Genomic DNA, 25,107 nt, shown 5'->3' with positions numbered 1-25,107 from the left:
CGGCCAGTTGACCAGCTGATCAGCCCCTTCGCGCCTGGTAGGCCAGCAGGGCCGCCAGGTAGCCGCCGCCGAGCACCACGGTGACCATCCCGACCGGGATCGGCTGGGCCAGCGCCTGTTGCGCGATGATGTCGGATCCGAGCAGCACCAGCGCGCCCATCAGCGCGGAATGCACCAGCGGGATCCCCGGCGAGCGGGCCAGCAGCCGAGCGATCTGTGGGGCCGCCAGTGCGACGAAGGCGATCGGCCCGGTGGCGGCGGTGACCAGTGCCGTCAGCAGCACCCCGATCCCGAGGATCGCGAGCCGGGTCGGCTCCACGCGGACCCCGTGGGAGGCCGCCACGTCGTCGCCGAGCTCCAGCTGGCGCAGCGGCCGGACGCAGATCAGCAGCAGCGGCAGCGCCGCAAGCACGATCGTGATGGCCGGGAGCACCGCGGACCAGCTGGTCAGGCCCAGCGAGCCGGCACCCCAGATCGCCGCGCCCATGGCGGTCTCGGTCTGCGCGCGCAGCAGGATCCAGGAGTTCACCGCATGCAGCGCCGCGGTTACCCCGATGCCCACCACGATCAGCCGGAACCCCTGCATGCCGTCGCGGTAGGCCAGGAAATACACCAGCAGCGCGGTGCCCAGACCGCCGATCAGCGCGCCCAGCGAGGTGCCGATCAGCCCGTCGGCCATGGTGAACCCGCCGATCCCCACCGTGGCGAGCAGCACCCCGGTGTAGGCGCCGGTGGAGAAGCCGATGATGTCCGGGGAGCCCAGCGGGTTGCGGGTCAGCGTCTGGAACAGCGCGCCGGAGAGCGCCAGTGCGGTGCCGAAGACCAGCGCGGCGGTGATCCGCGGCAGCCGCCACTCCAGCACCACGGTGGCGTCGAAGCCGCCGCCTCCGGCGAGTGCGGTGAGCACCTCGACCGGGCTCAGCGGGTAGTCGCCCATGCCGAGCGCGGTCACGCTCAGGACCAGGATGCCCAGACACAGCCCGAGGCCCACGAGCCAGGAGCGAAGGGGACGGAGGGATCGAAGGGGGCGACGGGGGCGACGGGTGCGGCGATGGGGACGGTCGTGGGTGCGGGTGAGGGGTTCGCGCGTCGCGGTCACAGCTTCAGCGCCTTGCGCCGGCGGATCAGCAGCACCAGCACCGGTGCACCGATCAGCGCACTGACCAGCCCGACCGGCATCTCCCCGGGCCAGACGATCAGCCGGGCCGCGATGTCTGCGGTGAGCATCAGAATCGGGCCGAAGATCATCGAGAGCAGCAGCACCCAGCGCTGGTCCGCCCCGGCGAAGAAGCGCGCCGCATGCGGGACCATCAGCCCGATGAACGCAATCGGTCCGGCGATCGCCGCGGCGCCCCCGGCCAGCACCGTGATCGCCAGGATGCTCAGCACCCGGGTCTTCCACAGCGAGACGCCCAGGGCCGCCGCCAGCTCATCGCCGAGCGCCAGCGTGTTCAGCCCCTTGCCCAGCGGCAGCGCCACGATCAGCGCGAGCAGCACCAGCGGGGCCACGGTCAGTGTGACGTCGAGGCCGCGCCCGGCGAGGATCCCGGCCTCCCAGACCTGCAGCGCGCCGAAGGTGCGCGGATCCGCGACGCGCAGCGCCCCGATGATCCCGGAGAGCACCGCGGACAGCGCCACCCCGGCCAGCACCATCCGCATCGGATCCACCTTGCCCGAGGACATGCCGCCGATCAGCGCCACCGCGACCGTGGCGAAGAAGGCTCCGGCCAGGGCGAACCAGATGTAGCCCACCGGGGAGGTGATCCCGAAGCCCACGATGGCGATCGCCACGGCGAAGGCCGAGCCGGCGGAGACTCCGAGCAGGCCCGGTTCGGCCAGCGGGTTCCGGGTCAGCGACTGCATCAGCGCTCCCGCCACCGCCAGAGCGGTCCCGACGACGACGGCGGCCAGCGTGCGCGGCAGGCGCAGTCCCAGCACCGCGTACCGATCGTTGGCGCTGACCTCCCCGCCGCTCAGCGCCGAGAAGACCGTGTCCAGCCCGATGCCGCGGCTGCCGATGCTGATGCTCGCCGCGCACAGCAGCGCCAGGATGAACAGACCAAGGGCCAGGGCGAGAGTGGTGCGCGGGGTGGCACTGCGACCCAGGGCATGCGAGTGCACCCCAGGGCGTCTGAGCGTGCCTGAATCTAGGGTCATACCGGGATGAGTCTCGCCTTAGTCGGAAATGGGTACTGTCTCGTGTTCTAATTTGATCTATTCTGGATGGGTGGTCAACAGGCCACCCTCACATCCTTTCATCACTAGGAGCACCCTCTTGAACGGATCTCGCCAGCTCGCTGGTCCTCACGCGCGGCGCTCCGCCTCGGTCGGCATCGCCCTGGCAGCCACCGCCGCACTGCTTCTCTCCGGCTGCGCGGACTCCTCCGCGCAGGACGACGGCGAGGCAGGCGGCGGCGAGGAGGCCGAGGACGCGGCCGGGGCCTACCCCGCGAGCATCGAGACAGAGTTCGGCGAGGTCACCATCGAGCAGGCACCAGAGCGCGTCGTCGCCCTGGGCTGGGGCGACGCTGAACTGGCGCTGGATCTCGGCGTCGAACCGGTGGGCGCCTCGGACTGGCTCGGCTTCGAGGACCCGGAGGGCATCGGACCATGGGTGGAGAACACCTACACCGAATCCCCGGAGATGCTGGGCACGCTGGAGCTCTCCTATGAGGCGGTGGCCGCGCTGGAACCGGACCTGATCCTGGACGTGCGCAGCTCGGGCGACCAGGAGCGCTATGACCGGCTGAGCTCGATCGCTCCGACCGTGGGCGTGGCCCCCGAGGGTGCGAACTACCTGACCGAGCCGGAGGAGCAGGTGCGCATGATTGCGGCCGCACTGGGGCAGCCAGAGGCCGGTGAGGAGATGCTCGCCGAGCAGGAGGAGGCCTTCGCGGCGGTCGCGCAGGAGAATCCCGACTGGGAGGGCCAGTCCATGACGGTGGCCACCCGGACCGCCGAGGGCTGGGGCGCCTATACCGAGGCCGATGGCCGGGTCGGCTTCCTGGAAAATCTCGGTTTCGAACAGAACCCCGAGATCGCCGAGCTCGGCGGGGAGGACGAGTTCAGCGTGAACATCTCCGATGAGCAGCTCGAGCTGCTCGACGCCGACCTGCTCGTCGGATTCCCGATCTTCATCGAGGAGTCCGAGATCACCGAGGACGAAGGGTGGATGAGCATCCCCGCGGTGCAGGACGGCCGGGACCTGGTGATCACCGGCGACCTGGCCAACGCGTTCTCGCTGGGCACCCCCGAGGCGCAGATCTACGCGCTGGAGGAGCTTGCCCCGGAGATCGAGGAGACCGTGGCACCATGAGCCTGCGCTCAAGCCACGCTGCGCTGGCGGAGTCCGTCGTGAATGACCCCGCCACGCTGAATCCGCAGCGCGCGTATTCCACGGTCGTCGTCGAGGTCCGGCGGCTGAGCCCGAACTACCTGCGCTTCACACTGCAGGCCGAGGAGCTGCGCCACTTCCACACCGGCGGTCTGGACCAGCGGATCAAGCTGCTGCTGCCTCGCGCCGACGGGACGCTGCCCGAGCTGGGGCTCTTCCAGGAGCCGCAGCCGGAGATGATGGCCTGGTACAACGCCTGGCGTCAGCTTCCCGAGGCGCAGCGCAATCCGATCAGGACCTACACCGTGCGCAATATCCGGCCCTGGGAGCACCAGATCGACGTGGACTTCGTGGTCCACGGCACCGAGGGCCCGGCCTCAGCCTGGGCGATGCGCGCCGAGATCGGCGATGAGCTGGTCATCATCGGCCCCGACGGTCGCTCCGCCCGAGCCGGCGGCGGCATCGAGTTCAACCCGCACACCGCCCGGGACGTCCTGCTGGCCGGGGACGAGACCGCGGTGCCCGCGATCTGCGCGATCCTGGAGATGCTGCCCGAACGGATCCACGGCGAGGCCTACCTGGAGATCCCCACCCGCGCGGATGCCCTTGACGTGGTCAACCGCTCCGGCGTGGAGATCTACTGGCTGCCCCGAGAGGACGCGCCGCGCGGTGAGCCGCTGACCAGCGCGGTGCAGAACTGGGGCCGGCGTCGCGCCGAGATCTTCGCCCAGCGCCGCTCCTCCTGGCAGCCGACCCGCGGTGAACCGGTGGGTGCGCCCTCCGGCGCGGAGGATCTCGCGGATCTCGCCGAGGGTGACATGCTCTGGGAGGTCGGCGATGCCGACGGCTTCCGCGAGTACGCCTGGCTGGCCGGGGAGGCCGGGGTGATCACCGGTCTGCGCCGACATCTGGTCAAGGACATCGGGCTCAGCCGGAAGCAGGTCTCCTTCATGGGCTACTGGAAACAGGGCCGCGCCAGCTGAGCGCCCCGGTTGCCGGGCGGACTGCGGAGCGGGCATACCGCAACACCCGCGCCCGTGGGACAATCGATGCGATGTCACCTTCGAAGAGCCCACGCCCCGAACCGTCCAGCTCCGCGCCCAAGCGGGGCTCGGCCCGCACGGCCGCCGGCGCGCCGCCAGCACGAAACTCCGCCGGCGCGCCCGCCGGACCGCCGGTGGACGCGGCACGGCCGCAGATCCGGCCCAAGGCCGAGGGTTGGCAGCAGCCCATGGACGCCGAGGGGCGCCCGAAGCTGCAGTTCGCCCAGCCGAAGGTCAAGCAGCCGCCGAAGCACCTGGCGGACATGACCCTGGATGAGCGCACCGCGCGCGCCACGGAGCTGGGCATCTCCGGCTTCCGCGCCAAGCAGCTCTCGGTGCATTACTTCCGGCACTACACCTCAGACCCGGAGCAGATGACCGATCTGCCCGCGGAGACCCGCGAGCAGCTGGTCGAGGAGTTCCTGCCGCCGCTGCTCACCGAGGTCCGCCGGCTCAAGACCGACGACGGCGCCACGATCAAGTTCCTCTGGCGGCTCTTCGACGGTGCCATGGTCGAGTCGGTGCTGATGCGCTACCGCAGCCGGATCACGCTGTGCATCTCCTCGCAGTGTGGCTGCGGGATGAACTGTCCCTTCTGCGCCACCGGGCAGAACGGGCTGACCCGCAACATGTCTTCCGCCGAGATCGTGGACCAGATCGTGCAGGCCAACCGGGCGATCGCGGCCGGGGAGCTCGACGCCCCCAATGCCGCGGAGATCGCCGAGGAGGCCGATCACGCAGCCCTGGGCGAGGAGACCGACTTCGCCGAGTCCGAGGAGTCGGCAGCCGCGGGCAAGGGTGCGTCGTCGTCCTCGGGTGTTGGCCCACAGCGGGTCTCCAACATCGTCTTCATGGGGATGGGCGAGCCGCTGGCGAACTATAAGCGCGTGATGAACGCGGTGCGCCGCATGGTGGACCCTGCCCCGGAGGGCCTCGGGATGAGCGCCCGCGGGATCACCATCTCCACCGTGGGACTGGTCCCGGCGATCCGGAAGCTCGCCGATGAGAACCTGCCGATCACCTTCGCGCTGAGCCTGCATGCCCCCGACGATGAGCTGCGCGATGAGCTGATCCCGGTGAACTCGCGCTGGAAGGCCGATGAGGCCATCGACGCCGCGTACCACTATTACAAGACCACCGGCCGGCGGGTCTCCATCGAGTACGCGCTGATCAAGGACATGAACGATCACCAGTGGCGCGCCGAGCTGCTGGCCGAGAAGCTCAACGCCCGCGGTCGTGGCTGGGTGCATGTGAACCCGATCCCGCTGAACCCCACGCCGGGATCGATCTGGACATCCTCGGAGCCCGAGGTGATGCGCGCCTTCGTGAACCGGCTCGAGTCCCTCGGGGTGCCGACCACGCTGCGCGACACCCGCGGCAAGGAGATCGACGGCGCCTGCGGCCAGCTCGCCGCCGCGGAAGAGTGACCGGGCCGGGCTGAGATGAACGACCCCGCTCGCCACCACGACGTCATCGAGGTCATCGGCGCGCGGGAGAACAACCTCAAGGGCTTCAGCCTGCGGATCCCGAAGCGGGCGCTGACCGTGTTCACCGGGGTCGCCGGCTCGGGGAAGTCCTCGCTGGTCTTCGGCACCATCGCGGCGGAGTCCCAGCGGATGATCAACGAGACCTACAGCGCGTTCCTGCAGGGCTTCATGCCGAGCCTGAGCCGGCCCGAGGTCGAGGACCTGCAGGGCCTGACCGCCGCGATCGTGGTCAACCAGGAGCGCCTCGGCGCGAACATCCGCTCCACCGTAGGCACCGTCACCGACGTCAACACGCTGCTGAGGATCCTGTTCAGCCGGATCGGGGAGCCGAAGATCGGGTCCCCGCAGGCCTTCTCCTTCAACGTGGCCAGCATCAGCGGAGCCGGAGCGGTGACCTTTGAGCGCGGCGGTGAGAAGACCAAGGAGCGTCGCGAGTTCAGCATCACCGGCGGCATGTGCCCGCGCTGCGAGGGTCGCGGGCAGATCAACGACATCGACGTCGCTCAGCTGATCGACGAGTCGCTCTCGCTGAATTCCGGCGCCATCACCGTGCCCGGGTACAAGGCCGGGGGCTGGTCGGTGCGGTATTACTCCGAATCTGGCTTCTTCGATCCGGACAAGCCGGTGCGGGACTACACCGAGCAGGAGCGCCACGACCTGCTGCACCGGGAGCCGGAGAAGGTCAAGATGAGCGGGATCAACATGACCTACCAGGGCCTGGTTCCGCAGGTGCGCAAGTCCATGCTCGCCAAGGACCGCGACGCGATGCAGCCGCATATCCGGGCCTTCGTGGACCGCGCGGTGACCTTCGTGAGCTGCCCGGCCTGTGAGGGCACCCGGCTGAGCGAGCTCGCCCGTTCGGTGCGCGTGCAGGACCGCAACATCGCCGAGGTCTGCGCGATGCAGCTCAGCGACCTCGCCGAATGGCTGCGCGCGCTCGAGGCACCTGCGGTTGCTCCGCTGCGTGCCTCTTTGCTGGAGACCGTGGAGCACTTCATCGACATCGGACTGGGCTACCTGAGCCTGGACCGACCCGCCGGCACGCTCTCCGGCGGCGAGGCGCAGCGGGTGAAGATGATCCGGCACCTGGGTTCCGCGCTGACCGACATCACCTATGTCTTCGACGAGCCCACCATCGGGCTGCACCCGCATGACATCGACCGGATGAACACGATGCTGCTGCGACTGCGCGATAAGGGCAACACCGTGCTGGTGGTCGAGCACAAGCCCGAGACCATCGAGATCGCCGACCACGTGGTGGACCTGGGTCCGCGGGCCGGGGAGGCCGGCGGTGAGCTCTGCTTCGAGGGCACCGTGGCGGGCCTGCACGGCAGCGACACGCTCACCGGCCGGCACCTGGGCTACCGGGCGCAGGTCAAGGACCGGGTCCGCTCGGCGACCGGAGCGATCGAGATCCGCGGCGCCCGGCGCAACAACCTGCGCGAGGTCGACGTGGACATCCCCACCGGGGTGCTCACCGTGATCACGGGGGTGGCGGGCTCAGGAAAGTCCACGCTGATCGAGGGCAGCCTCGCGGGCCGGGAGGACGTGACCTTCATCGACCAGAGCGGGATCAAGGGCTCCTCCCGCTCCAATCCCGCCACCTACACCGGCCTGCTGGAGCCGATCCGCAAGGCCTTCGCCAAGGCCAACGGGGTCAAGCCGGCACTGTTCAGCGCGAACTCCGAGGGCGCCTGCCCCACCTGCGGCGGCGCCGGGGTCATCTACACCGAGCTGGGCGTGATGGAGACCGTGGCCAGCCCCTGCGAGGACTGCGAGGGACGCCGGTTTCGTCGGGAGGTGCTCGAATACACGCTCGGTGATGGGGACGGTGATGCAGACGCGGATGCAGACGCCGCCGGGACCGGGGACGGTCATCCTGCCGGGGGACGCGCGGCGCTGAACATCAGCCAGGTGCTCAGCCTCTCGGTGGACCAGGCGGTGGAGTTCTTCTCCGCCGGGTCCTCCCGGCTGCCCGCCGCCACCAAGATCCTCACCCGACTCGCCGACGTCGGACTCGGCTACCTGCGGCTGGGACAGCCGCTGAACACCCTCTCCGGGGGCGAGCGGCAGCGGATCAAGCTGGCCACCAAGATGGCCGACCCGGGCGGGGTCTACGTGCTGGACGAGCCCACCACCGGGCTGCACCTGGCCGATGTGGAGAACCTGCTGGGCCTGCTGGACCGGCTGGTGGACTCCGGCACCTCGGTGGTGGTCATCGAGCACCACCAGGCGGTGATGGCCCACGCCGACTGGATCATCGACCTGGGCCCCGGGGCCGGCACCGAGGGCGGCCAGGTGGTCTTCACCGGCACCCCGGCGCAGCTGATCGCCCAGGGTCAGACGCTCACCGCAGAGCATCTGGGGCGCTACGTGGCCGGGTGAGACCGATCACCACCACCGCCACCAGGATCAGCAGCACCGAGAGCGCCACGGCCGCGTCCGGATCGGTCTCGCGCTGCAGGTAGATCTCGAGCGGCAGCGTGCGGGTGACCCCTTGCAGGCTCCCGGCGAAGGCGATCGTGGCGCCGAACTCGCCGAGGGAACGCGCGAAGGCCAGCACCACCCCGGAGGCCAGCCCCGGGAGGATCAGCGGCAGCACGATGCTGCGCAGCAGCTGGGTGGGCCCGGCCCCGTCGACGACGGCGGCCTCCATCACCTCCTTCTGCACCCCGCGCAACGCGGACTCCACGGCGATCACCATGAACGGCAGCGACACGAAGGTCTGCGCCAGCACCACCGCCGCGGTGGAGAAGGCGATCTGCACGCCGAGCAGCTCGAGGCTCTCACCGAGCAGTCCCTGCCGGCCGAAGGTGTTCAGCAGCGCGATGCCCCCGATCACCGGGGGCAGCACCAGGGGCAGCAGGATCAGTGTGCGCAGGATCCCGCTGCCGCGGAAGGTGGCGTGGCTGAGCACCAGGGCCAGCGGCACGCCGAGGACGGTGCACAGCAGCGTGGCCGTCACTGAGGTGCGCAGGCTCAGCCACAGCGCGGACAGCGCCGCCTCCGAGCTGAGCAGGCGGGGAAGCTCGGCAAGCTCGATCCGGGTCAGCAGGGCGAAGATGGGCAGCAGGATGAACACCGCGGCGGCGGCGGCGGGGAACAGGACCCAGCGCGGCAGAGCTGCCCCGCCGGTCGGTCGGCGGCTCATCCGGAAGCCTCCGACGCCGGGCCGAATCCTGCCTGCTCCAACGCCGACTGGCCGGACTCGCTGAGCAGCAGCTCGATGAACTCCGCGGCGAGCTCCGGCTGCTCGGCTCCGGCCAGCACCGCCGCCGGATACCGGTTCGGGAACTCGGCGGCCTCCTCGATGCGGATGGTCTCGACCTCCTCACCGGCGCGCAGCGCGTCGGTGGAGTAGACCAGGCCGGCGTCGGCCTCGGCGCTGCGCACCTTGCCCAGCACATCGGTGACCGCCAGCTCCTCGCTGTCCGGAGCCAGGGTCACGTCCGCGGCCTGTGCCAGCTGCTGCGCCACCGCGCCGCACGGGACCTGGGGGGCGCAGAGGACCAGCGCGTGTTGAGGATCGGCGAGGTCCGCCAAGGTCCCGATCCGCCCCGGGTTCCCCGAAGGCACCGCGATGACCAGGGTGTTCGAGGCGATGACCGAGGGGTCCTGCCGGATCAGGGAGGCATCCTGCGCACGTTCCATGGTCGGCTCATCGGCGGGGACGAAGAGATCACCCGGAGCACCCTGCGTAAGCTGGGAGAGCAGGTCGGCGGAGCCCCCCGAGCTCAGCTGAACCGGGACGCCGGTCCTCTCGGTGAACTCCTGGACCAGCGGATCCATCACCTCCTGCAGCGAGGCGGCCGCGAGGACCCGCAGCGGCTGCCCGGTCTCGGCGTCGGGTGTGTCTGCATCAGGGGCGCCTGAATCGGGGGCGTTCGCGCAGCCGGAGAGCAGCGCCAGCAGCAGCGCGCCGGGGAGGAGTCGGGTCCTGGCTGAGCGGCGCATAGGCAGTGAGTCTATAGGCTGGAGCCATGATGCCCTCGCAGAGATCACAGGTGCCCGGATTCGAGGTGATGAGCATCCTGGCCCGGATCGACGCCATGCGCGCCGCAGGCCGGGACGTCGTCTCGCTGACCGCGGGGGAGCCCGGCTCCGGGGCTCCGATCGCGGTCAATCAGGCCGCCGCAGAGATCCACGCCGGCAACACGGTGCTGAACTACACCGCCGCGATGGGGATCGCCCCGCTGCGGGAGGCGATCGCGCAGCACTACGCGAGCTGGTACGGGGTGAGCGTGCCGCCGTCGCGGATCGCGATCACCACCGGGTCCTCCGGAGCCTTCATGCTCAGCTTCCTGGCGGCCTTCGACCCGGGGGACCGGGTGGCGCTGGCCCGCCCCGGCTATCCCGCCTACCGCAACATCCTCACCGCGCTCGGCATCGAGGTGGTGGACCTGGACTGCGGCCCTCAGGAGCGCTTCCAGCCGACGATCGCCCAGCTGCAGGCACAGCTCGAAGCCGGCAACAGCCTGGCCGGGCTGATCCTGGCCTCCCCGGCGAATCCCACCGGCACCATGATCGAACGCGGGAAGCTGGCTGAGCTCACCGCCTGGTGCGCCGATCACGAGGTCCAGCTGATCAGCGACGAGATCTACCACGGGATCAGCTACGGGGCGGAGAACGTGAGCGCCGCCGAGATGGGCGAGCAGGCCGTGGTGATCTCGTCCTTCTCCAAGTACTGGGGGATGCCCGGCTGGCGGCTGGGCTGGATGGTGCTCCCCGAACATCTGGTGGATCCGGTCTCCCGACTTGCCGGCAATGTGGCCCTCTGTCCGCCGCACGCCACCCAGCTCGCGGCCGTGCAGGCCTTCACGCCGGCCTCGCTGGACTTCGCCGCCTCCCAGGTCAGCGGGTATGCCGCGGCACGCGAGCGGGTGCTGGGACTGATTCCGCAGCTGGGCTGGGGCGAGGTTGCCCCTGCCGACGGCGCCTTCTACGTCTACGCCCACCTGGGCGAGCAGCTGCGGCGGTTCCAGGACTCCCCGAGCTACTGCGCGGCGCTTCTGGAAGAGGCCGGCGTCGCCATCGTGCCGGGCACCGACTTCGATCCGGAGGCGGGACACCACTGGGTCCGGCTCAGCCTGGCCCCGGGGGAGGCGATGGTGGCTGAAGGGCTGCGCCGGATCCTCGCGTTCCAGAACGGTTCACCCTGACCGCGATCACTCCACGCTGAACTCGATCCGGTGCTGACCCGTGGCGGCGTTCGGGATCGGGTCCCGGCGCTCGTCGGTCTGGGTCTCCCCGGCGGCGTTGATCGCGCGAACCGACACCGAGTGGCGTCCGGATTCGACGTCGGCGAAGGTGTGGCGCCACTGCCGCCAGGTGTCGATGTTGACCTCATCGGCCAGCTCGACGGACTCCCACTCGCCGTCGTCCAGGCGGACCTCGACGTCGGCGACGCCCTCATGCTGGGCCCAGGCGGTGCCGGCGACGACGAGCTCCTCGCCGCCGGGAACCCTGGCCAGCGGGCGGGGCACGTCGATGCGCGAGGCGACCAGGATCGGTCCCTCGGCGTCCCAGCCGCGGTCGGTCCAGTAGGCGGTCTCCGCGTCGAAGCGGGTGACCTCCAGCTCGGTGACCCATTTGGTGGCCGAGACGTAGCCGTAGAGGCCTGGGACCACCAGCCTGGCCGGGTAGCCGTGCTGAGCCGGCAGCGGCTCGCCGTTCATGCCCACCGCGAGCAGGCAGGCGCGGTCCTCGTCGGTGAGCACCTCCAGCGGGGTCGAGGCCGTCCAGCCGTCGACCGAGCGGGAGAGCACCATATCGGCCTCGCCCAGCGGACGAGCCCGGGCGAGCAGCTCGCGGATCGGGTAGCCCAGCCAGGTGGCGTTGCCGAGCAGGTCTCCGCCCACCGGGTTCGAGACGCAGGCCAGCGTGATGTGGTGCTCCTCGAGCGGCAGGTCCAGCAGCTCGGTCATGTCGATCGTGACCTCTTCCTCGACCAGGCCATGGATCCGCAGCGTCCAGTCCTGGGGGGAGAGCTCCGGAACCACCAGCGCGGTGTCGATCCGGTAGAAGTCGTTGTTCGGGGTGATGAACGGTGGCACCCCGTCCACCCCGACGCTGGCACCGGCCGGGATGGCGGGGGCGCGCACCGCGGGAGTGGGCAGCACCAGACGGGCCGCCGCCTCTCCGGCGCCCACACCGAAGGCATTGACCGAGCGTCCGAAGGTGATCGAGCCGGCGGCGACGGCGGTCCCGACGGCGGCCAGGCTCAGGAAGCGGCGCCGCGAGTGGGCGCGCTCGTCATCGGTGCTGGGACCGGCGGTGCTGGCGCGCCGGGTCTGCGCCGGGCGGCCCTGATCCGCGGGGCCAGCAGGATCCTCAGCGACCTCCCGGGTGAACCCGGTGGCGGCGCCGCTGAGCAGCAGCAGGCTCAGGAGGCCGAGCCCGGCGCCGATCAGCGTAGGCACCACATCCAGCGGGGAGGTCTCGGGGCGCAGCAGCACCACGATCAGCAGGACCACCGCGACGGCGGAGAACAGGCCTGCGCCCAGGCGCAGGCTGCGACGGGCCAGTGCCCCGATCAGGGCGGCCAGGATCATCCCGACCACGCCCATGCTCAGGTAGAGCACCAGCTTGTTGTTGCTGCCGAAGTAGGAGATCGCGAAGTCCTGCAGCCAGCTGGGGGAGAGCGTGATGATCGTGGAGCCCAGCGAGACCAGCGGTGAGGACGCCGGTCCGAAGAACTGAGAGATCAGATCTGCCACACCGAGGAAGATCGCTGCGGCGAGGACCCCGGCGATCAGGTGCGGAATCACGCGCCGCCGGCGGGTGGGCGGTCGTGAGGGTCCGCGGCCGGTGGTTCCGGGGGTCTCGTGCACTGTCTCAGTCATGTCATGAGTTCGGAGCGAAGGCGCCTTTGGATGGTTCTCGAGCCCAGCTTATAGATCCGCGAGCACCACGGGGTCGCTGGTCGGCTCCTCGGAGCCTCCTGCGGGCTCCACGGTGACCCCGAAGGTCATGTCCTGAGTCATCGGGAGGTCCGTGAGCAGCTCGGTGCTGGCACCGGTCATCAGGCCGGCGCTGCGCGGGCCCTCCTCATCGATCAGCCACAGCTGCATGGTCTGATCCTCGTCGAGCTCGGGCATATCGCGCGGGGTCAGGTGCAGCATCTGCTCGGAGACCGAATAGGCCAGGCTGAGCTGCCCGCCCACGGTCGCCTCGGCTTCGATGAAGGCCAGGTCCGAGGCGCTGAGCAGCCGTTCGGCACGTTCGCGCTCGGCCTCGGCCACGGTGAGCGACTCCTCGATCTGGCTGGTGTCCTGCTGCTGGTTGATCAGCGCGCCCGCCAGCACGGCGGAGATCAGCAGCAGCGTGGAGGCCGCCAGGGCGAAGAGCGCGGTGCTCGGACGCCGCCGGCGAGCCGGGGCTGTGGAGACCGGAGTGGTCGAGTCCGGGGTGGTCGAGTCCGGGGTCGCGACGTGGGCGGTGTCGGCGTGAGGAATCGAGGCGTGAGCGGTCTCGTCGGCATCATCGGCGGTGGGGTCGGCGGGATGAGCCGCCTGATCCGCAACGGCCTGCTGGTGCTGGCGCGGGATGTTCAGGATCGCCGCAGAGGTCTCGGCGCTGGGGGCGATGGCGTCGTCGGTCTCGGAGAGCAGTCCGAGCGTCTCATGGAAGGACGCGACCGCTTCGGCGAAATCGGGGTCTGCGGCTTCGAGGTCAAGGGCCTCGAGCATCTCGGCGTCTGCCAGCGTCCCGAGGGCGAGGCCGGCTGCCAGGTATTCGCGATCGGCGTTCATCCGGCACCTCCTAGCTGGGCCCTGAGTCTTCGCATGCCGTCTCGTATTCTAGATTTCACGGTTCCGAGCGGGACATCAAGTCGCTGCGCGATCTCGGAGTGTGAAAGCTCTTGGTAGTAGGCCATCGCGATGGCGGTGGCCTGCTCTTCGGGAAGGGTCTGCAGCGCGGTCTGCGCGCGGGCCGCCTCCACCTGAGTGAGGACTGTGTCCTGGACGTCGGGCTCCACCACGTGGGCCTCTTTCACCCCTTGGGTGAAATCTCTGTTCTGCTGGGCCTGTACCGCTCGGACCCGGTCGATCGCTCGGCGTCGACACATGGTGGTCAACCATGCGCGTCCGGTGCCGGCCTGGGCGCGGTAGCTGTGGCAGTTGACCCAGACCTCGGTGAAGATCTCTTGGAGAACCTCTTCCGCCAGTGATCTGTTCCGCAGCACTCGCAGCGCGGTGGCCAACAGGATCGAACCCTGCTCCCGGTAGAGCTGCTCGAAGGCGAGCTCATCGCCCTGCTGAATCTTCAGCAGCAGGGCACCGCAGGGATCTGCGGAGGCATCCACCGGAGCATGTACGCCCTCGGCGGCTGACCCCGGATTTCCTGTCTCATGCATCCCCACAGGATGCCACACCCCGGAGAGTGATCTCTGCATCCACCGGTTCCGGCCGCTGTGTGACCGCAACCGAGGACGGCGGCGCCCGCACCCCAACAGATGGGTGGGTGCCGAGCGCCGCCGTCTTCGATTCAGGCCTGGTCAGGAACGGTCTTCAGCAACCATTCCCGCCGAGGATCACTCCTCGGCAGCTGCCGGCATCAGGACAGCGTCGACCATGTAGACGGTGGCGTTGGAGGTCATCACGCCGCCGCAGACGAGGCCGGCGTCGTCGAACATCAAGTCATCGCCCTCGCCCTCGATGGTCACGGTGGCGCCGTTGACGGTCTCGTGCTCACCGGCGATCTCATCGGGAGCCAGCTGGCCGGGGATGACGTGGTAGGTCAGCACCTCGGTGAGCATGTCGGCGTCCTCGACCACTGCGTTGAGGTCTTCCTCAGGGATCTCGGCGAAGGCGTCATCGGTGGGGGCGATCACGGTGAACTCGTCACCGTTGAGCGTGTCCACCAGGTCGACGTCGGGGTTCAGCTCACCGGAGACTGCCGCGGTCAGCGTGGTCAGCATCGGGTTGTTCGAGGCAGCGGTGGCCACTGGATCCTCGGCCATGCCGCCGACGGAGCCGTCACCCTCGGGGACTTCCTCGGCATATGCCTCACAGGAGGCCCCGACCAGGTTCGCCGCTGGGTCAGATTCATCCATGGACTCGTCATCCATGGGCTCCTCGGACTCCATCGACTCTTCGTCCATGGGCTCTTCCTCGGTGGCCTCGGCGTCGGTGCCCTCGGTCTCCTCGGTCATCTCCTGGTCGGACTCTGCAGCCGGCTCCTCGGCGTCGCCGCCACAGGCGCTGAGGCCGAGCAGGGCCACCATGCCGATGCCGAGCAGGGAAGAAGTTTTACGAATCTCGGTCTTCATGACTGAATCTCCTGTTGGTCGCACGTTGGTCTGGTTCACAGCCACTGATCGTGGTGTCGACCAGGCCATGTACGCAGAGTTCGGAGCGAGATCAGGATCGGATGGTGGAAATCTGAAAAATCTTTCGGACCCCACCGATCCGGCTCGGTCTCAGGCGCTCGCCTGCTCGGCCTCGGCGAGGATCCGGGCCGCCATCTTCTTGAAGATGATGGCGTGGAAGGGGGTCACGCCTAGCCAGTAGGCGCGACCGGCAAGGCCGCGGGGGAAGAAGATCGCGCGCTGCCGATAGCGGGACCCGGTTCCCTCCGGCTCCACCATGAACTCCAGCCAGGCCTGCCCCGGCACCTTCATCTCGGCGCGCAGGCGCAGCAGCCGGCCGCGTTCCAGATCCTCCACGCGCCACCAGTCCAGGGTGTCGCCCAGGGCGAGCTGACCCCGGCTGCGCCGGCCACGTCCCATGCCCACGCCGCCGACCAGCTTGTCGGCGAGGCCGCGCAGCGCCCAGGCGCGGGAGAGCGAGAAGTATCCGGTCTCCCCGCCGATGCCCTCGATGACCGCAAAGACCGCTTCCGGGGAGGCGGTGGAGAGCCGCTCGCGCTCGTCGACCAGCACCGAGCGTCCGGTCCAGTCCGGGTCCGAGGGCAGGGACTCCGAGGGCACGTCGAGCGGATGGGCCGCGGCCCAGGTGGTCTCCACCCGATCGGCGGAGATCTTGTCCAGGGCCAGCCGCACCGAGGTCTCGTAGTCGGTGAGTCCTTCCTCGGGCGGGGCGATGATCTCGTCGATGATCTGGTCCTTGACCACACAGTCGTGCTGCAGCGACTCCACCAGCGGGATCGCCAGCGTGCGCGGGATCGGGGTGACCAGGTTGACCCACTGGGCGGCGAGCCAGGGGGTGAGCACCGGGAGCGCGATCACCCGGGGCTCGTTGAGCTCCGCGGTGCGGGCGTAGATCTTCATCAGCTGCGCGTAGCTGTGCACATCGGGGCCACCGATGTCGGCCCGGACGCTGGAGCTCAGCTCGATGTCCATCGCGCGGGTCAGGTAGTGCAGCGCATCGCGCACCGCGATGGGCTGGATCTGGTTGAGCACCCATTTCGGTGCGGGCATGACCGGGAGCACGTCGGTGAGGTGGCGGATCATCTCGAAGCTGGCGGAGCCGGAACCGATCACCAGCCCGGCCTGCAGAGTCAGGGTGGGCACGCCGCTGGACTCCAGCACCTCACCGACATGGACCCTGGAGCGCAGGTGGGCGCTGAGCTCACCTTCGGCGGTGTCCGGGTGCAGGCCGGCCAGGTAGACGATATGCCCGACGCCGGCCTCCTTCGCCGCGGCGCCCAGCACCTCGGCGCAGCGTTCGTCGAGCTCCTCGAAGCTGCGGTCCGAGGTCATCGAGTGGACCAGGAAATATGCGGTGTCGGCGCCCTCACAGAGCTCCTTCGCCGCCTCCGGGTCGGTGAGGTCACCTTCGACGACGGTGACCTCGTCTCGCCAGGGAACGTCGCGCAGCGCCTCGGCGCGGCGCGTGAGCACCCGGACCTCGTGCCCTGCGCGGAGCAGCTGGGGCACCAGCCGTCCTCCGATATATCCAGTTGCTCCGGTCACCGCTGCTGTTGCCATCTGGCCCACGTCCTCGCTCGAAGATCTCCGCGGCGTCCTCGGCATATAAGGCCGTGCCGCGGCACGTAGCGGTCAATCTAACATCGTCCTCTGCCCGGACTCTGTGTAAGTCCTCTGCGAGTCAGCTCCTGGCGGGGGTCACGTCTTATCCGGGCCGCGGCTGTGACGCGTTCCGCACAGGAGCGGCTTCAGTAGATATGCTCGATCCATGACCTCAGGCGCCTCCTCCACTCAGGAACACGTAGTCCTCCTCTCGGAGGCCGGAGCGCCGGTGGGCTCCGCCCTCAAGGCCACGGTGCATACCCTCGAGACCCCGCTGCATCTGGGGTTCTCCTGCTACCTCTTCGACACCTCGGGCCGACTGCTGATCACCCGCCGGGCCCTGTCGAAGACCACCTGGCCCGGTGTGTGGACCAACAGCTTCTGCGGACACCCGGGCCCGGAGGAGGAGCTCACCGAGGCGGTGCGTCGCAGGGCCCGCCAGGAGCTCGGCGCGGAGCTGACCGAGATCCGCGCGACGCTGCCGGAGTTCCGGTACCGCGCGGTGGATGCCAGCGGCGTCGTCGAGAACGAGATCTGCCCGGTCTTCACCGCGGTCCTGGCCTCGGAGCTGACCCCGGTGCCGGACGAGGTCAGCCAGTGGCAGTGGGCTGACCTGGACGCGGTCAAGCGCGCCGCGGCGGACGCGCCCTTCGCGTTCAGCCCCTGGATGGTCGAGCAGCTCGAGGCCATGGCGGCGCTCGAGGGCTCGGAGCAGGCTGGCTGGAGCGCCCCCGCGTGAGCGCACCCACCGATCCGGCAGAGCACTTCACCTCCACCGCGCGAGCCACGGCGGACCGGGTGATCTCCTCCTACTCGACCTCCTTCGGACTGGCCACCCGGCTGCTGGGCCCGCGCCACCGCAGCCATGTGCGCAGCATCTACGCCCTGGTCCGGGTCGCCGACGAGGTCGTCGACGGCGCCGCCAGCGCGGCCGGACTGGACCCGGCGCAGAAGGCCGAGGCGCTCGAGCACTACGCCGAGGAGACCCGGCGCGCGCTGAGCCGTGGCTACAGCACCGACCTGGTGGTCCATGCCTTCGCGCGCACCGCGATCGAGGCCCAGATCGGGCTGGATCTGATCGATCCCTTCTTCGACTCGATGCGCGCCGATCTCGAGCCCGCCGCCTATGGCGCCGCCGAGCACGCGGACTACGTCTACGGCTCCGCCGAGGTGATCGGGCTGATGTGCCTGCAGGTGTTCCTGCGCGAGGAGCACCGCACCGAGGCTGAACGCGAGACCCTCGTCGGCGGTGCCCGCGCGCTGGGCGCGGCGTTCCAGAACATCAACTTCCTGCGCGACCTGGCCGAGGACACCGACGAGCTCGGCCGCGACTACCTGGGCGGCGGCGAGGGACTCACCGAGGCGCAATGCCAAGCCTGGGTGGACACCGTGCGCAGTCAGCTCGCCGAGGCCCGGTCCGCGATGCCGCTGCTCCCGCGCGACGCACGCACCGCGGTGCGCAGCGCCTGCGCGCTCTTCGAGGCGCTGCTGGAGAAGATCGCCGCGACCCCGGTGCAGGAGCTCTACCACTCACGGGTCCGGGTCTCCAACGCCTGCAAAGCTGGACTGGCCGCCCGGGCCGCCCTGACCACCCGACTGGAGACCCACTGATGCCACGCACCATAGTGATCGGCGCCGGAGTTGCCGGACTCGCCAGCGCCGCGCTGCTGGCCCGAGAGGGTCATGACGTCCTGGTCCTGGAGAAGGGATTCCGCACCGGTGGTCGCGCCGGGATGCTGGCGGAGGACGGATTCCAGTTCGACACCGGCCCGTCCTGGTACCTGATGCCTTCGGTGTTCGAGCACTTCTACAACCTGATGGGCACCACGGCGGAGGAGCAGCTCACCCTGGTCGACCTGGACCCCGCCTACCGGGTCTACTCCGAGCCCCACCCCGGCCAGGCGCCGCCGGCCCCGGTGGACCTGCCCAAGGGGGCGGAGCGGGTCCGAGCCCTCTTCGAGGAGCTCGAGCCCGGCAGCGGACCGGCCCTGGAGCGATACATCGCCTCGGCCAAGCGCACCACCGCGATCGCCGAGCGACGCTTCCTCTACAACCCGTTCAAACGACTGCACAACCTGGCGGTGCCCGAGGTGCTGAAGTCCGCCCCGGAGCTGGCCCAGCTGCTGCTGACCTCGCTGGAGCGCTTCGTGCAGCGCCGGTTCAAGCACCCGGTGCTGCGCCAGATCCTCGGCTACCCGGCGGTCTTCCTCGGCACTCGTCCGCAGGACGCGCCGGCGATGTACCACCTGATGAGCGCCCTGGACCTCGACGACGGCGTGCGTTACCCGATGGGCGGATTCTGGGAGGTCCTCGCGAGCTTCCGACGCCTGGCCGAAGCTGCCGGAGCGCAGATCACCACCGGGGCAGAGGTCACCGAGATCCTCACCGAGGCAGACCCTCGCTCCGCATCGGGCTCCCGCCTGGGCTCCAGGTTCAGGACCGGCCCGCAGCGCGTGGCCACGGGCGTGCGCTGGCGCGACGCCCAGGGACGGGTGCACACCGAGCATGCGGATCATGTGGTCTCGGCAGCGGATCTGCACCACACCGAGACCAGGCTGCTCTCCGAGGCGGACCGCAGCTACCCCGAGGCCTGGTGGGAGAAGGTCACCTCCGGCCCCGGCGCGGTGCTGGTGATGCTCGGTGTGCGCGGAGAGCTCCCGGAGCTCGCGCATCACTCGCTGTTCTTCACTAGGGACTGGACCGCGAACTTCGAGTCCATCTTCGGGGAGAACCCCTCCGTCCCGACCCCGGCCTCCTCCTATGTCTGCCGGGCCAGCGCGAGCGAGCCGGGCCTGGCGCCCGAGGGTCACGAGAACCTCTTCGTGCTGATCCCGGTCCCGGCGGATGTCTCCCTGGGAGCCGGTGGCCGCGACGGCGCCGGGGACCCGACCGTGGAGGCCATCGCGCAGGCCGCCATCGAGCAGATCGGCGGCTGGGGCGGGATCGAGGACTTCGAGGAGAGGATCGTGCTGCGCGAGACGATCGGGCCGGCCGACTTCGCGGCCGACTACAACTCCTGGCGGGGTTCGGTGCTGGGCCAGGCCCACACGCTCCGGCAGTCCGCGATGTTCCGCCCGCAGAACGTCTCGCCGAAGGTGCGCGGGCTCTACTACGCCGGGGGCACCGTGGCTCCCGGGATCGGTGTGCCGATGTGTCTGATCAGCGCGGAGCTGGTGCTCAAGCACCTGCGCCGGGACTACAGCGCCGGTCCGCTGAGCCCCGAGTCGCTGGGCCCCGAGTCGCTGGGGGCCGACACCGTCGGGCAGGCGGGCTGAGCGAGCGTGTCCTTCCTCTACCTCGCCGGGCTGCTGGCAGCGGCCTGCGCCATGCTGCTCATCGATCGGCGCTTCCGGCTGTTCTTCTTCGCCGACGCGCGGGCGGCCGCGGCGGTGACCCTGCTCGGCGTCGTCTTCTTCCTGCTTTGGGACTTCGCCGGGATCGGGCTGGGAATCTTCCTGATGGGTGAGAGCCGCTACCTCACCGGCGTGGTGCTCGGACCTGAGATGCCGCTGGAGGAACCGGTGTTCCTGGCGTTCTTGAGCCTGTGCACCATGATCCTCTACACCGGGGCCGCGAAGCTGCTGCGGCACAGGAGCCAGCGGAGTCGATCGAGCGTTCACGGCGGAGGGGGTTCCTAGATGGCGTATCTCTGGCTGAGCCTGGCCTTCATGGTCCCGGCGGTGCTCGCCGCGGTGCTGCTGCGCCGCGAGATCCACTGGGGCGCGGTCGCGCTGAGCACCGTCGTGCTGCTGAGCCTCACCGCGGTCTTCGACAATGTGATCATCGGACTGGACATCGTGCGCTACGGCCACGAGCACCTGATGGGCCTCTATCTGGGGCTCGCGCCGCTGGAGGACTTCAGCTACTCGCTGGCCGCGGTGCTGCTGCTGCCCGCCGCCTGGCATCTGCTGCGTCGGCGCAGGACCACTGAGCCCGGCCACGGTGCTGAACCCGACGCCGAGCGGGTCGCTGAATGAGCCTGATCCGTCAGCTGCTGCTCTCCTCGCGTCCCTTCAGCTGGATCAACACCGCCTTTCCCTTCGCCGCCGCCTATCTCTTCGCCGCGCGGGAGATCGACTGGGTGCTCATGCTCGGCGCGCTGTTCTTCCTGGTCCCTTATAACGTGGCGATGTACGGGATCAACGATGTCTTCGACTACGAATCCGACCTGCGCAATCCGCGCAAGGGCGGCATCGAGGGCGCGCTGTTAGATCCGGCGCTGCATTCGACGGTGCTGTGGATCTCGGCGCTGAGCACGGTGCCGCCGGCGCTGCTGCTGATGCTCGGCGGCGGCCCCGCCACCTGGGCCGCGATGCTGGTGAGCCTGTTCGCCGTGGCCGCCTACTCGGTGAAGGGGCTGCGCTTCAAGGAGCGCCCGTTCCTGGACTCGCTGACCTCCAGCACCCACTTCGTCAGCCCCGCCGTGGTCGGCTTCACGCTCGCCCATGACCGGTTCGGCGTCACCCCCGGGCCCACGGTGATGATCATCCTGGGAGCCTTCTTCCTCTGGGGGATGGCCGCCCACGCCTTCGGTGCGGTCCAGGATGTGGTGCCCGATCGTGAGGGTGGGATCTCCTCGGTGGCCACCGCGATCGGGGCCCGCCGCACCGTGCGCATGGCGGTGCTGCTCTGGGTCGGCGCCGGGGTGCTGCTGCTGCTCACCCCCTGGCCGACCCCGCTGGCCGCACTGCTGGTGATCCCCTATGTGGCGATCTCGCTGCCCTGGTTCAACGTCACCGATGACGGTTCGGCCGCGGTGAACTCCGCCTGGCGCAGGTTCATCTGGCTGAACTACGGCTGCGGGCTGCTCGGGACCCTGTTGCTGGTCTGGAGCTGGTGAGCCGGCACCTGGTGACCCTCCGCGCCGGGTGCCGCTCAGCGCGATGCATTGACCATCCAGGGGACTCCGAACTTATCGGTGAGCATCCCGAAGCTGTCTCCCCAGGGTGACTTCGCCAGCGGCTCGGTGATCTGCGCCCCCTCGGAGAGCTTCTCCCACCACTGCACCAGGGTTCCGTGCTCGGCGTCGTCGGCTTCACTGTTGCTCAGCGACACCGTCCCCAGCACGCTGGTCATGCCTGGGGGCGCATCGGCGGCCATCAGGTGGATGCCCCGATCGAGGAACAGCGACCCATGCATGATCAGGTCCTGGGTCTCATCCTCGGCGCCCATGCCCTGGGCGAAGGTCATCATCTCCAGCTCGCCGCCGAGGGCCGAGTGGTAGAACTCCAGAGCCTGGCGGGCTGTTCCGGGAAACTGCAGGTAGGGGGTCAGGCCGATGGTCATGGGGAGCCTTCCGTGGTGGATCTCAGCTGGACCTGGCCATTCTGACCCGGCCCCGAGCGCAGCGGAAGCACTGAGCGCCTGGCGACCGCAGCTGCGTCACCAGACCTGCTTCCGCGGGGCTTCAGCTCCCCAGCGCCCGGATGACCCGCGCGGGATTGCCCACGGCCACGCAGTTCGCGGGGATGTCGCGGGTGACCACGGAGCCTGCTCCGATCACGGAGTTGCGACCGATGGTGACCCCGGGGCAGACGACGACGCCGCCGCCGAGCCACACGTTCTCCTCCAGCGTGATCGGCTCCGCCGACTCCCACTTCTGCTGGCGCGGGCCGGGCTCCAGGGGGTGGATCGGGGTCAGCAGCTGCACATTGGGACCGAGCAGGCAGTCGGCCCCGATCCGGATGGGGGCGACGTCGAGAGCCACCAGGCCGGTGTTGATGAAGACCCGGTCGCCGATGGACATATGCGCTCCGTAGTCCACCGAGAGCGGGGGACGGATCGCCACGTCTTCACCGAGCTCACCGATCAGCTGGGGCAGCAGCGCGGCGGCGGCGTCGTCCTCGCCCTGGGCCGCGGCCTGGCTGTAGCGGTGAGCCAGCTGATGCGCCGCTGAGGCCCGCGCGAGGATCTCTTCATCGGCCCGGTACCAGTGCCCGTCGCGCAGGCGCTGATACTGGGTCCGGTGGTCCTCGGCGAAGGTCCCGTGATCAGAGGCTCCGTGATCGAGGGCTCCCTGGTCAGAGTTTCCCTGGTCCATGCGGCGCCTAGCGGCCGAACTGCTCGGCCAGCGCGGCTGCCAGGCCGGTGTACCCGCCGGGGGTCAGCTGGGCCAGTCGGGCCTCGGCGTCCTGGCTGAGTCCGAGTCCGGTGACGAATTCCTTGAGCTTCTCGGCGTCCACCCGGCGGCCGCGGGTCAGCTCCTTGAGCCGCTCATAGGGGTTCTCCATGGAGTCCACGCCGGCGATGGCCTCGGCGCGCATCACGGTCTGGATCGCCTCCCCGAGGACCTCCCAGTTGGAGTCGAGGTCCGCCGCGATGACGTCGGCGGCGACGTCGAGCTGCTTGAGCCCCTTGCTCATATTGCTCAGCGCCAGCACCGAGTGGCCCATCGCGGTGCCGATGTTGCGCTGACCGGAGGAGTCGGTGAGATCGCGCTGCCAGCGGGACTCCACCAGAGTGGAGCCCAGCGCGTCGAGCAGCGCGTTGGAGATCTCCAGGTTGGCCTCGGCGTTCTCGAAGCGGATCGGGTTGACCTTGTGCGGCATGGTCGAGGAGCCGGTGGCGCCGGCCACCGGGATCTGCCGGAAGAACCCGATGGAGATGTAGCTCCAGACGTCCACGCAGAGCCCGTGCAGGATCCGGTTGAACCGGGCCATGTCCGCATAGAGCTCCGCCTGGTAGTCGTGGGACTCGATCTGGGTGGTCAGCGGGTTGAAGGTCAGGCCCAGCTTCTCCACGAAGCGCTGCGCCAGGGCAGGCCAGTCGGCGTCGGGGGCGGCGGCCAGGTGCGCGGCGTAGGTGCCGGTGGCCCCGTTGATCTTGCCCAGGAACTCCTGGGACTCGATCCGGCGCAGCTGGCGGCGCAGCCGGTGCACGAAGACCGCGACCTCCTTGCCCAGCGTGGTCGGGGTGGCCGGCTGTCCGTGGGTGCGCGAGAGCATCGGCACCTCGGCGGCGTCCTGGGCCAGCGCCGCCAGCCCGTCCAGGGTGGTGCGAGCGGCGGGCAGCCAGACCTGCGCCACGGCGTCGCGGATCCCCAGCGCGTAGGAGAGGTTGTTGATGTCCTCACTGGTGCAGGCGAAGTGCACCAGCGGGGTGAGCTCGCTCAGCCCCAGCCCCTCGAGCCGGCGCGCGATGAAGTACTCCACCGCCTTCACGTCGTGGTGGGTCTGCGCCTCGATGGCGCCGAGCTCCTCGAGCTGTTCCGTGCCGAACTCGGTGACGATGCTGCGCAGCCCGCTGACCTGTTCCTCACTCAGCGCAGGGAGCCCGGGAAGCACCTGCTCGGCGCAGAGGTGGATGAACCATTCGACCTCCACATGGATGCGGTGCCGATTCAGCGCCGCCTCCGAGAGGTGGTCCACCAGCGGTGCCACCGCGCTGCGGTAGCGGCCGTCCAGGGCGCCCAGGGCGATCTGCGGCTGCGCATCGCTGAGCCGGACGCGGGTCGGAGAGACGGTGGACGCAGCGGAATCAAGGGAGTTGGCCATGGCTTGGATTCTTTCATGAGTTTTCCCCAGCACCGGCGAGGACGACGCCGCCCGCCCGGGTACTCCACCCTCTGCGCGAACCGCCGACGCCGCCGGGTGAGGGTGCCTAGATTGGCCAGTGTCAGCTGGTTGCAGGCCGGCCCAGCACCGCATCACCGCGCAACCGGCCCTGACGAGATATTGGCCCTGACGAGATGAGGAGCGAGCACCCATGGTCTTCTCCCGGGCCGCCGCGCAGTTTGATGAGGCCGCGGCGCACCATGAGCAGGCGGCGCTGCGGCTGGACGTCGTGGCGCAGCGAGCCGAGGAGTGTGTGCAGGCCATCCTGACCGGAGCCGAGGAGGTCCAGTGGCATTCGCCCGCCGGTCGGGCCTTCCTCGCCGTGACCGTGCACCACGTGGCGCAATGCCGCAGACGGCAGTCGAGGATCTCCGAGATCTCGGCCAGCGCCCGGCTGATCGCGGCAGATCTGCGCCGGGCGGCAGACCAGGCGCGGGTGCTGGCGGCGGCGCTGGAGGCGACGCTGGATGCGACGGGGGTCGTGACGGGGGTGGTGGCAGGGGTGGTAGCGGGGGCTGTGGTGGACGCCGCAGACGCCGCCCGCGTGGGGGTGCCGGCGGTCGGCGCTGAACATGCGGCTCGGGCCCTGGTGAGCGGTGCGCGAGAGGCTTCGGAGAGTGCCGAGGGCTTTCTGCGGTTCGTGCAGTCCCACGGCGGGCTTCCGCTGGCCCGCCTGGCGGCGGCACGGGAGTGAGCGTCGATGTTCGTCATCACCGAGGATCACTACGGCGAGCCCGCCCCGCGCAGCTACACCGTG

24 protein-coding genes are annotated in these 25,107 nt (G+C 69.6%); 12 read left to right on the top strand and 12 right to left on the bottom strand.

Going from position 1 to position 25,107, the window contains the following annotated elements; all coding sequences use genetic code 11:
• Nucleotides 1-19: 19 nt before the first annotated feature.
• Together I2487_RS14785 and I2487_RS14780 are read right to left on the bottom strand one after the other, a co-directional pair.
• Nucleotides 20-991, bottom strand: coding sequence for a FecCD family ABC transporter permease (locus tag I2487_RS14785; RefSeq protein ID WP_345941452.1), 972 nt, complete (start codon nt 989-991; stop codon nt 20-22).
• A 104-nt stretch (nt 992-1,095) separates the two neighbouring features.
• Complete coding sequence (locus tag I2487_RS14780; RefSeq protein ID WP_207170355.1) at nt 1,096-2,157, bottom strand: FecCD family ABC transporter permease; 1,062 nt, start codon at nt 2,155-2,157, stop codon at nt 1,096-1,098.
• A gap of 118 nt (nt 2,158-2,275) precedes the next feature.
• On the opposite strand from I2487_RS14780, the gene I2487_RS14775 reads away from it, so the two are divergent.
• The 4 genes from I2487_RS14775 (at nt 2,276) to I2487_RS14760 (ending at nt 8,249) form a co-directional block, all read left to right on the top strand.
• Entirely contained in the window at nt 2,276-3,316 is a 1,041-nt protein-coding gene (locus tag I2487_RS14775; protein ID WP_255546488.1) for an iron-siderophore ABC transporter substrate-binding protein, read from the top strand.
• Nucleotides 3,313-4,317 (top strand): siderophore-interacting protein, encoded by a 1,005-nt coding sequence (locus I2487_RS14770; RefSeq protein ID WP_207170357.1) that lies wholly within the window; start codon nt 3,313-3,315, stop codon nt 4,315-4,317. Before I2487_RS14775 ends, I2487_RS14770 begins: the two co-directional genes overlap by 4 nt.
• Nucleotides 4,318-4,565: 248 nt before the next feature.
• Complete coding sequence (gene rlmN / locus I2487_RS14765) at nt 4,566-5,804, top strand: 23S rRNA (adenine(2503)-C(2))-methyltransferase RlmN (protein ID WP_207170399.1); 1,239 nt, start codon at nt 4,566-4,568, stop codon at nt 5,802-5,804.
• A gap of 15 nt (nt 5,805-5,819) precedes the next feature.
• Entirely contained in the window at nt 5,820-8,249 is a 2,430-nt protein-coding gene (locus I2487_RS14760) for an ATP-binding cassette domain-containing protein (RefSeq protein WP_207170358.1), read from the top strand.
• Here the strand turns inward: I2487_RS14760 and I2487_RS14755 are convergent.
• Together I2487_RS14755 and modA are read right to left on the bottom strand one after the other, a co-directional pair.
• Nucleotides 8,212-9,015, bottom strand: coding sequence for an ABC transporter permease (locus I2487_RS14755; RefSeq protein WP_207170359.1), 804 nt, complete (start codon nt 9,013-9,015; stop codon nt 8,212-8,214). The genes I2487_RS14760 and I2487_RS14755 overlap by 38 nt on opposite strands.
• Nucleotides 9,012-9,818 (bottom strand): molybdate ABC transporter substrate-binding protein, encoded by an 807-nt coding sequence (gene modA, locus I2487_RS14750; RefSeq protein ID WP_207170360.1) that lies wholly within the window; start codon nt 9,816-9,818, stop codon nt 9,012-9,014. Before modA ends, I2487_RS14755 begins: the two co-directional genes overlap by 4 nt.
• A 26-nt stretch (nt 9,819-9,844) precedes the next feature.
• Here modA and I2487_RS14745 point away from each other — a divergent pair, with 26 nt between their 5' ends.
• Nucleotides 9,845-11,023, top strand: coding sequence for a pyridoxal phosphate-dependent aminotransferase (locus I2487_RS14745; protein WP_207170361.1), 1,179 nt, complete (start codon nt 9,845-9,847; stop codon nt 11,021-11,023).
• Nucleotides 11,024-11,029: 6 nt separating this feature from the next.
• On the opposite strand, the gene I2487_RS14740 is transcribed toward I2487_RS14745, so the two are convergent.
• The 5 genes from I2487_RS14740 to I2487_RS14720 form a co-directional block, all read right to left on the bottom strand.
• Entirely contained in the window at nt 11,030-12,706 is a 1,677-nt protein-coding gene (locus tag I2487_RS14740) for a molybdopterin-dependent oxidoreductase (RefSeq protein WP_207170362.1), read from the bottom strand.
• 48 nt (nt 12,707-12,754) lie between these two features.
• Nucleotides 12,755-13,615 (bottom strand): anti-sigma factor domain-containing protein, encoded by an 861-nt coding sequence (locus I2487_RS14735; RefSeq protein WP_207170363.1) that lies wholly within the window; start codon nt 13,613-13,615, stop codon nt 12,755-12,757.
• A complete protein-coding gene (locus I2487_RS14730) occupies nt 13,612-14,220 on the bottom strand; it encodes a sigma-70 family RNA polymerase sigma factor (protein WP_207170364.1) in 609 nt (202 codons plus the stop codon). The genes I2487_RS14735 and I2487_RS14730 overlap by 4 nt, the downstream gene beginning before the upstream one ends.
• A 177-nt stretch (nt 14,221-14,397) precedes the next feature.
• Nucleotides 14,398-15,135 carry a fasciclin domain-containing protein gene (locus tag I2487_RS14725; RefSeq protein ID WP_207170365.1) on the bottom strand — a complete coding sequence of 246 codons (738 nt, stop codon included), beginning with the start codon at nt 15,133-15,135 and terminating at the stop codon, nt 14,398-14,400.
• Nucleotides 15,136-15,285: 150 nt separating this feature from the next.
• Nucleotides 15,286-16,755, bottom strand: a complete 1,470-nt coding sequence (locus tag I2487_RS14720; protein WP_207170366.1) for an SDR family oxidoreductase — start codon at nt 16,753-16,755, stop codon at nt 15,286-15,288.
• Between the two features lie 208 nt (nt 16,756-16,963).
• Here I2487_RS14720 and idi point away from each other — a divergent pair, with 208 nt between their 5' ends.
• The 6 genes from idi to I2487_RS14690 are packed head-to-tail and all read left to right on the top strand — an operon-like array spanning nt 16,964 to nt 21,637.
• Nucleotides 16,964-17,536: an isopentenyl-diphosphate Delta-isomerase gene (gene idi, locus I2487_RS14715; RefSeq protein WP_207170367.1), complete on the top strand. Its 573-nt coding sequence runs from the start codon at nt 16,964-16,966 to the stop codon at nt 17,534-17,536.
• The gene (locus I2487_RS14710) at nt 17,533-18,408 is read left to right on the top strand and encodes a squalene/phytoene synthase family protein (RefSeq protein ID WP_207170368.1); all 876 of its coding nucleotides are present in this window, start codon (nt 17,533-17,535) and stop codon (nt 18,406-18,408) included. The genes idi and I2487_RS14710 overlap by 4 nt, the downstream gene beginning before the upstream one ends.
• Nucleotides 18,408-20,072: a phytoene desaturase family protein gene (gene crtI / locus I2487_RS14705; protein WP_207170369.1), complete on the top strand. Its 1,665-nt coding sequence runs from the start codon at nt 18,408-18,410 to the stop codon at nt 20,070-20,072. Before I2487_RS14710 ends, crtI begins: the two co-directional genes overlap by 1 nt.
• 6 nt (nt 20,073-20,078) lie before the next feature.
• A complete protein-coding gene (locus I2487_RS14700; protein WP_207170370.1) occupies nt 20,079-20,435 on the top strand; it encodes a lycopene cyclase domain-containing protein in 357 nt (118 codons plus the stop codon).
• Nucleotides 20,436-20,774, top strand: coding sequence for a lycopene cyclase domain-containing protein (locus I2487_RS14695; RefSeq protein ID WP_207170371.1), 339 nt, complete (start codon nt 20,436-20,438; stop codon nt 20,772-20,774).
• Entirely contained in the window at nt 20,771-21,637 is an 867-nt protein-coding gene (locus tag I2487_RS14690) for a prenyltransferase (protein ID WP_207170372.1), read from the top strand. Before I2487_RS14695 ends, I2487_RS14690 begins: the two co-directional genes overlap by 4 nt.
• Nucleotides 21,638-21,672: 35 nt before the next feature.
• Here the strand turns inward: I2487_RS14690 and I2487_RS14685 are convergent, their stop codons facing one another.
• From I2487_RS14685 to purB, 3 genes are all read right to left on the bottom strand, one after another.
• Nucleotides 21,673-22,083: a VOC family protein gene (locus I2487_RS14685; RefSeq protein WP_207170373.1), complete on the bottom strand. Its 411-nt coding sequence runs from the start codon at nt 22,081-22,083 to the stop codon at nt 21,673-21,675.
• A gap of 121 nt (nt 22,084-22,204) precedes the next feature.
• Nucleotides 22,205-22,837 carry a sugar O-acetyltransferase gene (locus I2487_RS14680; protein WP_207170374.1) on the bottom strand — a complete coding sequence of 211 codons (633 nt, stop codon included), beginning with the start codon at nt 22,835-22,837 and terminating at the stop codon, nt 22,205-22,207.
• Nucleotides 22,838-22,844: 7 nt separating this feature from the next.
• Entirely contained in the window at nt 22,845-24,290 is a 1,446-nt protein-coding gene (gene purB, locus I2487_RS14675; RefSeq protein ID WP_207170375.1) for an adenylosuccinate lyase, read from the bottom strand.
• 211 nt (nt 24,291-24,501) lie between these two features.
• On the opposite strand from purB, the gene I2487_RS14670 reads away from it, so the two are divergent.
• Nucleotides 24,502-25,044 (top strand): hypothetical protein, encoded by a 543-nt coding sequence (locus I2487_RS14670; RefSeq protein WP_207170376.1) that lies wholly within the window; start codon nt 24,502-24,504, stop codon nt 25,042-25,044.
• Nucleotides 25,045-25,107: the final 63 nt, after the last annotated feature.

Origin of the sequence: Nesterenkonia sp. E16_10 (genome assembly GCF_017347085.1) — a bacterium.
GTDB lineage: Bacteria > Actinomycetota > Actinomycetes > Actinomycetales > Micrococcaceae > Nesterenkonia.
This window is presented reverse-complemented; position numbering and strand designations above follow the sequence as displayed.

What these genes read in the sequence shown, in the direction of transcription:
- crtI (WP_207170369.1), top strand. Translation starts at nt 18,408, where the DNA reads ATGCCACGCACCATAGTGATCGGCGCCGGAGTTGCCGGACTCGCCAGC.
- purB (WP_207170375.1), bottom strand. Translation starts at nt 24,290, where the DNA reads ATGGCCAACTCCCTTGATTCCGCTGCGTCCACCGTCTCTCCGACCCGC.
- I2487_RS14680 (WP_207170374.1), bottom strand. Translation starts at nt 22,837, where the DNA reads ATGGACCAGGGAAACTCTGACCAGGGAGCCCTCGATCACGGAGCCTCT.
- I2487_RS14745 (WP_207170361.1), top strand. Translation starts at nt 9,845, where the DNA reads ATGATGCCCTCGCAGAGATCACAGGTGCCCGGATTCGAGGTGATGAGC.
- I2487_RS14690 (WP_207170372.1), top strand. Translation starts at nt 20,771, where the DNA reads ATGAGCCTGATCCGTCAGCTGCTGCTCTCCTCGCGTCCCTTCAGCTGG.
- modA (WP_207170360.1), bottom strand. Translation starts at nt 9,818, where the DNA reads ATGCGCCGCTCAGCCAGGACCCGACTCCTCCCCGGCGCGCTGCTGCTG.
- idi (WP_207170367.1), top strand. Translation starts at nt 16,964, where the DNA reads ATGACCTCAGGCGCCTCCTCCACTCAGGAACACGTAGTCCTCCTCTCG.
- I2487_RS14695 (WP_207170371.1), top strand. Translation starts at nt 20,436, where the DNA reads ATGGCGTATCTCTGGCTGAGCCTGGCCTTCATGGTCCCGGCGGTGCTC.
- I2487_RS14670 (WP_207170376.1), top strand. Translation starts at nt 24,502, where the DNA reads ATGGTCTTCTCCCGGGCCGCCGCGCAGTTTGATGAGGCCGCGGCGCAC.
- I2487_RS14755 (WP_207170359.1), bottom strand. Translation starts at nt 9,015, where the DNA reads ATGAGCCGCCGACCGACCGGCGGGGCAGCTCTGCCGCGCTGGGTCCTG.
- I2487_RS14720 (WP_207170366.1), bottom strand. Translation starts at nt 16,755, where the DNA reads ATGGCAACAGCAGCGGTGACCGGAGCAACTGGATATATCGGAGGACGG.
- I2487_RS14760 (WP_207170358.1), top strand. Translation starts at nt 5,820, where the DNA reads ATGAACGACCCCGCTCGCCACCACGACGTCATCGAGGTCATCGGCGCG.
- I2487_RS14725 (WP_207170365.1), bottom strand. Translation starts at nt 15,135, where the DNA reads ATGAAGACCGAGATTCGTAAAACTTCTTCCCTGCTCGGCATCGGCATG.
- I2487_RS14685 (WP_207170373.1), bottom strand. Translation starts at nt 22,083, where the DNA reads ATGACCATCGGCCTGACCCCCTACCTGCAGTTTCCCGGAACAGCCCGC.
- I2487_RS14780 (WP_207170355.1), bottom strand. Translation starts at nt 2,157, where the DNA reads ATGACCCTAGATTCAGGCACGCTCAGACGCCCTGGGGTGCACTCGCAT.
- I2487_RS14735 (WP_207170363.1), bottom strand. Translation starts at nt 13,615, where the DNA reads ATGAACGCCGATCGCGAATACCTGGCAGCCGGCCTCGCCCTCGGGACG.
- I2487_RS14730 (WP_207170364.1), bottom strand. Translation starts at nt 14,220, where the DNA reads ATGCATGAGACAGGAAATCCGGGGTCAGCCGCCGAGGGCGTACATGCT.
- I2487_RS14740 (WP_207170362.1), bottom strand. Translation starts at nt 12,706, where the DNA reads ATGACTGAGACAGTGCACGAGACCCCCGGAACCACCGGCCGCGGACCC.
- rlmN (WP_207170399.1), top strand. Translation starts at nt 4,566, where the DNA reads ATGGACGCCGAGGGGCGCCCGAAGCTGCAGTTCGCCCAGCCGAAGGTC.
- I2487_RS14770 (WP_207170357.1), top strand. Translation starts at nt 3,313, where the DNA reads ATGAGCCTGCGCTCAAGCCACGCTGCGCTGGCGGAGTCCGTCGTGAAT.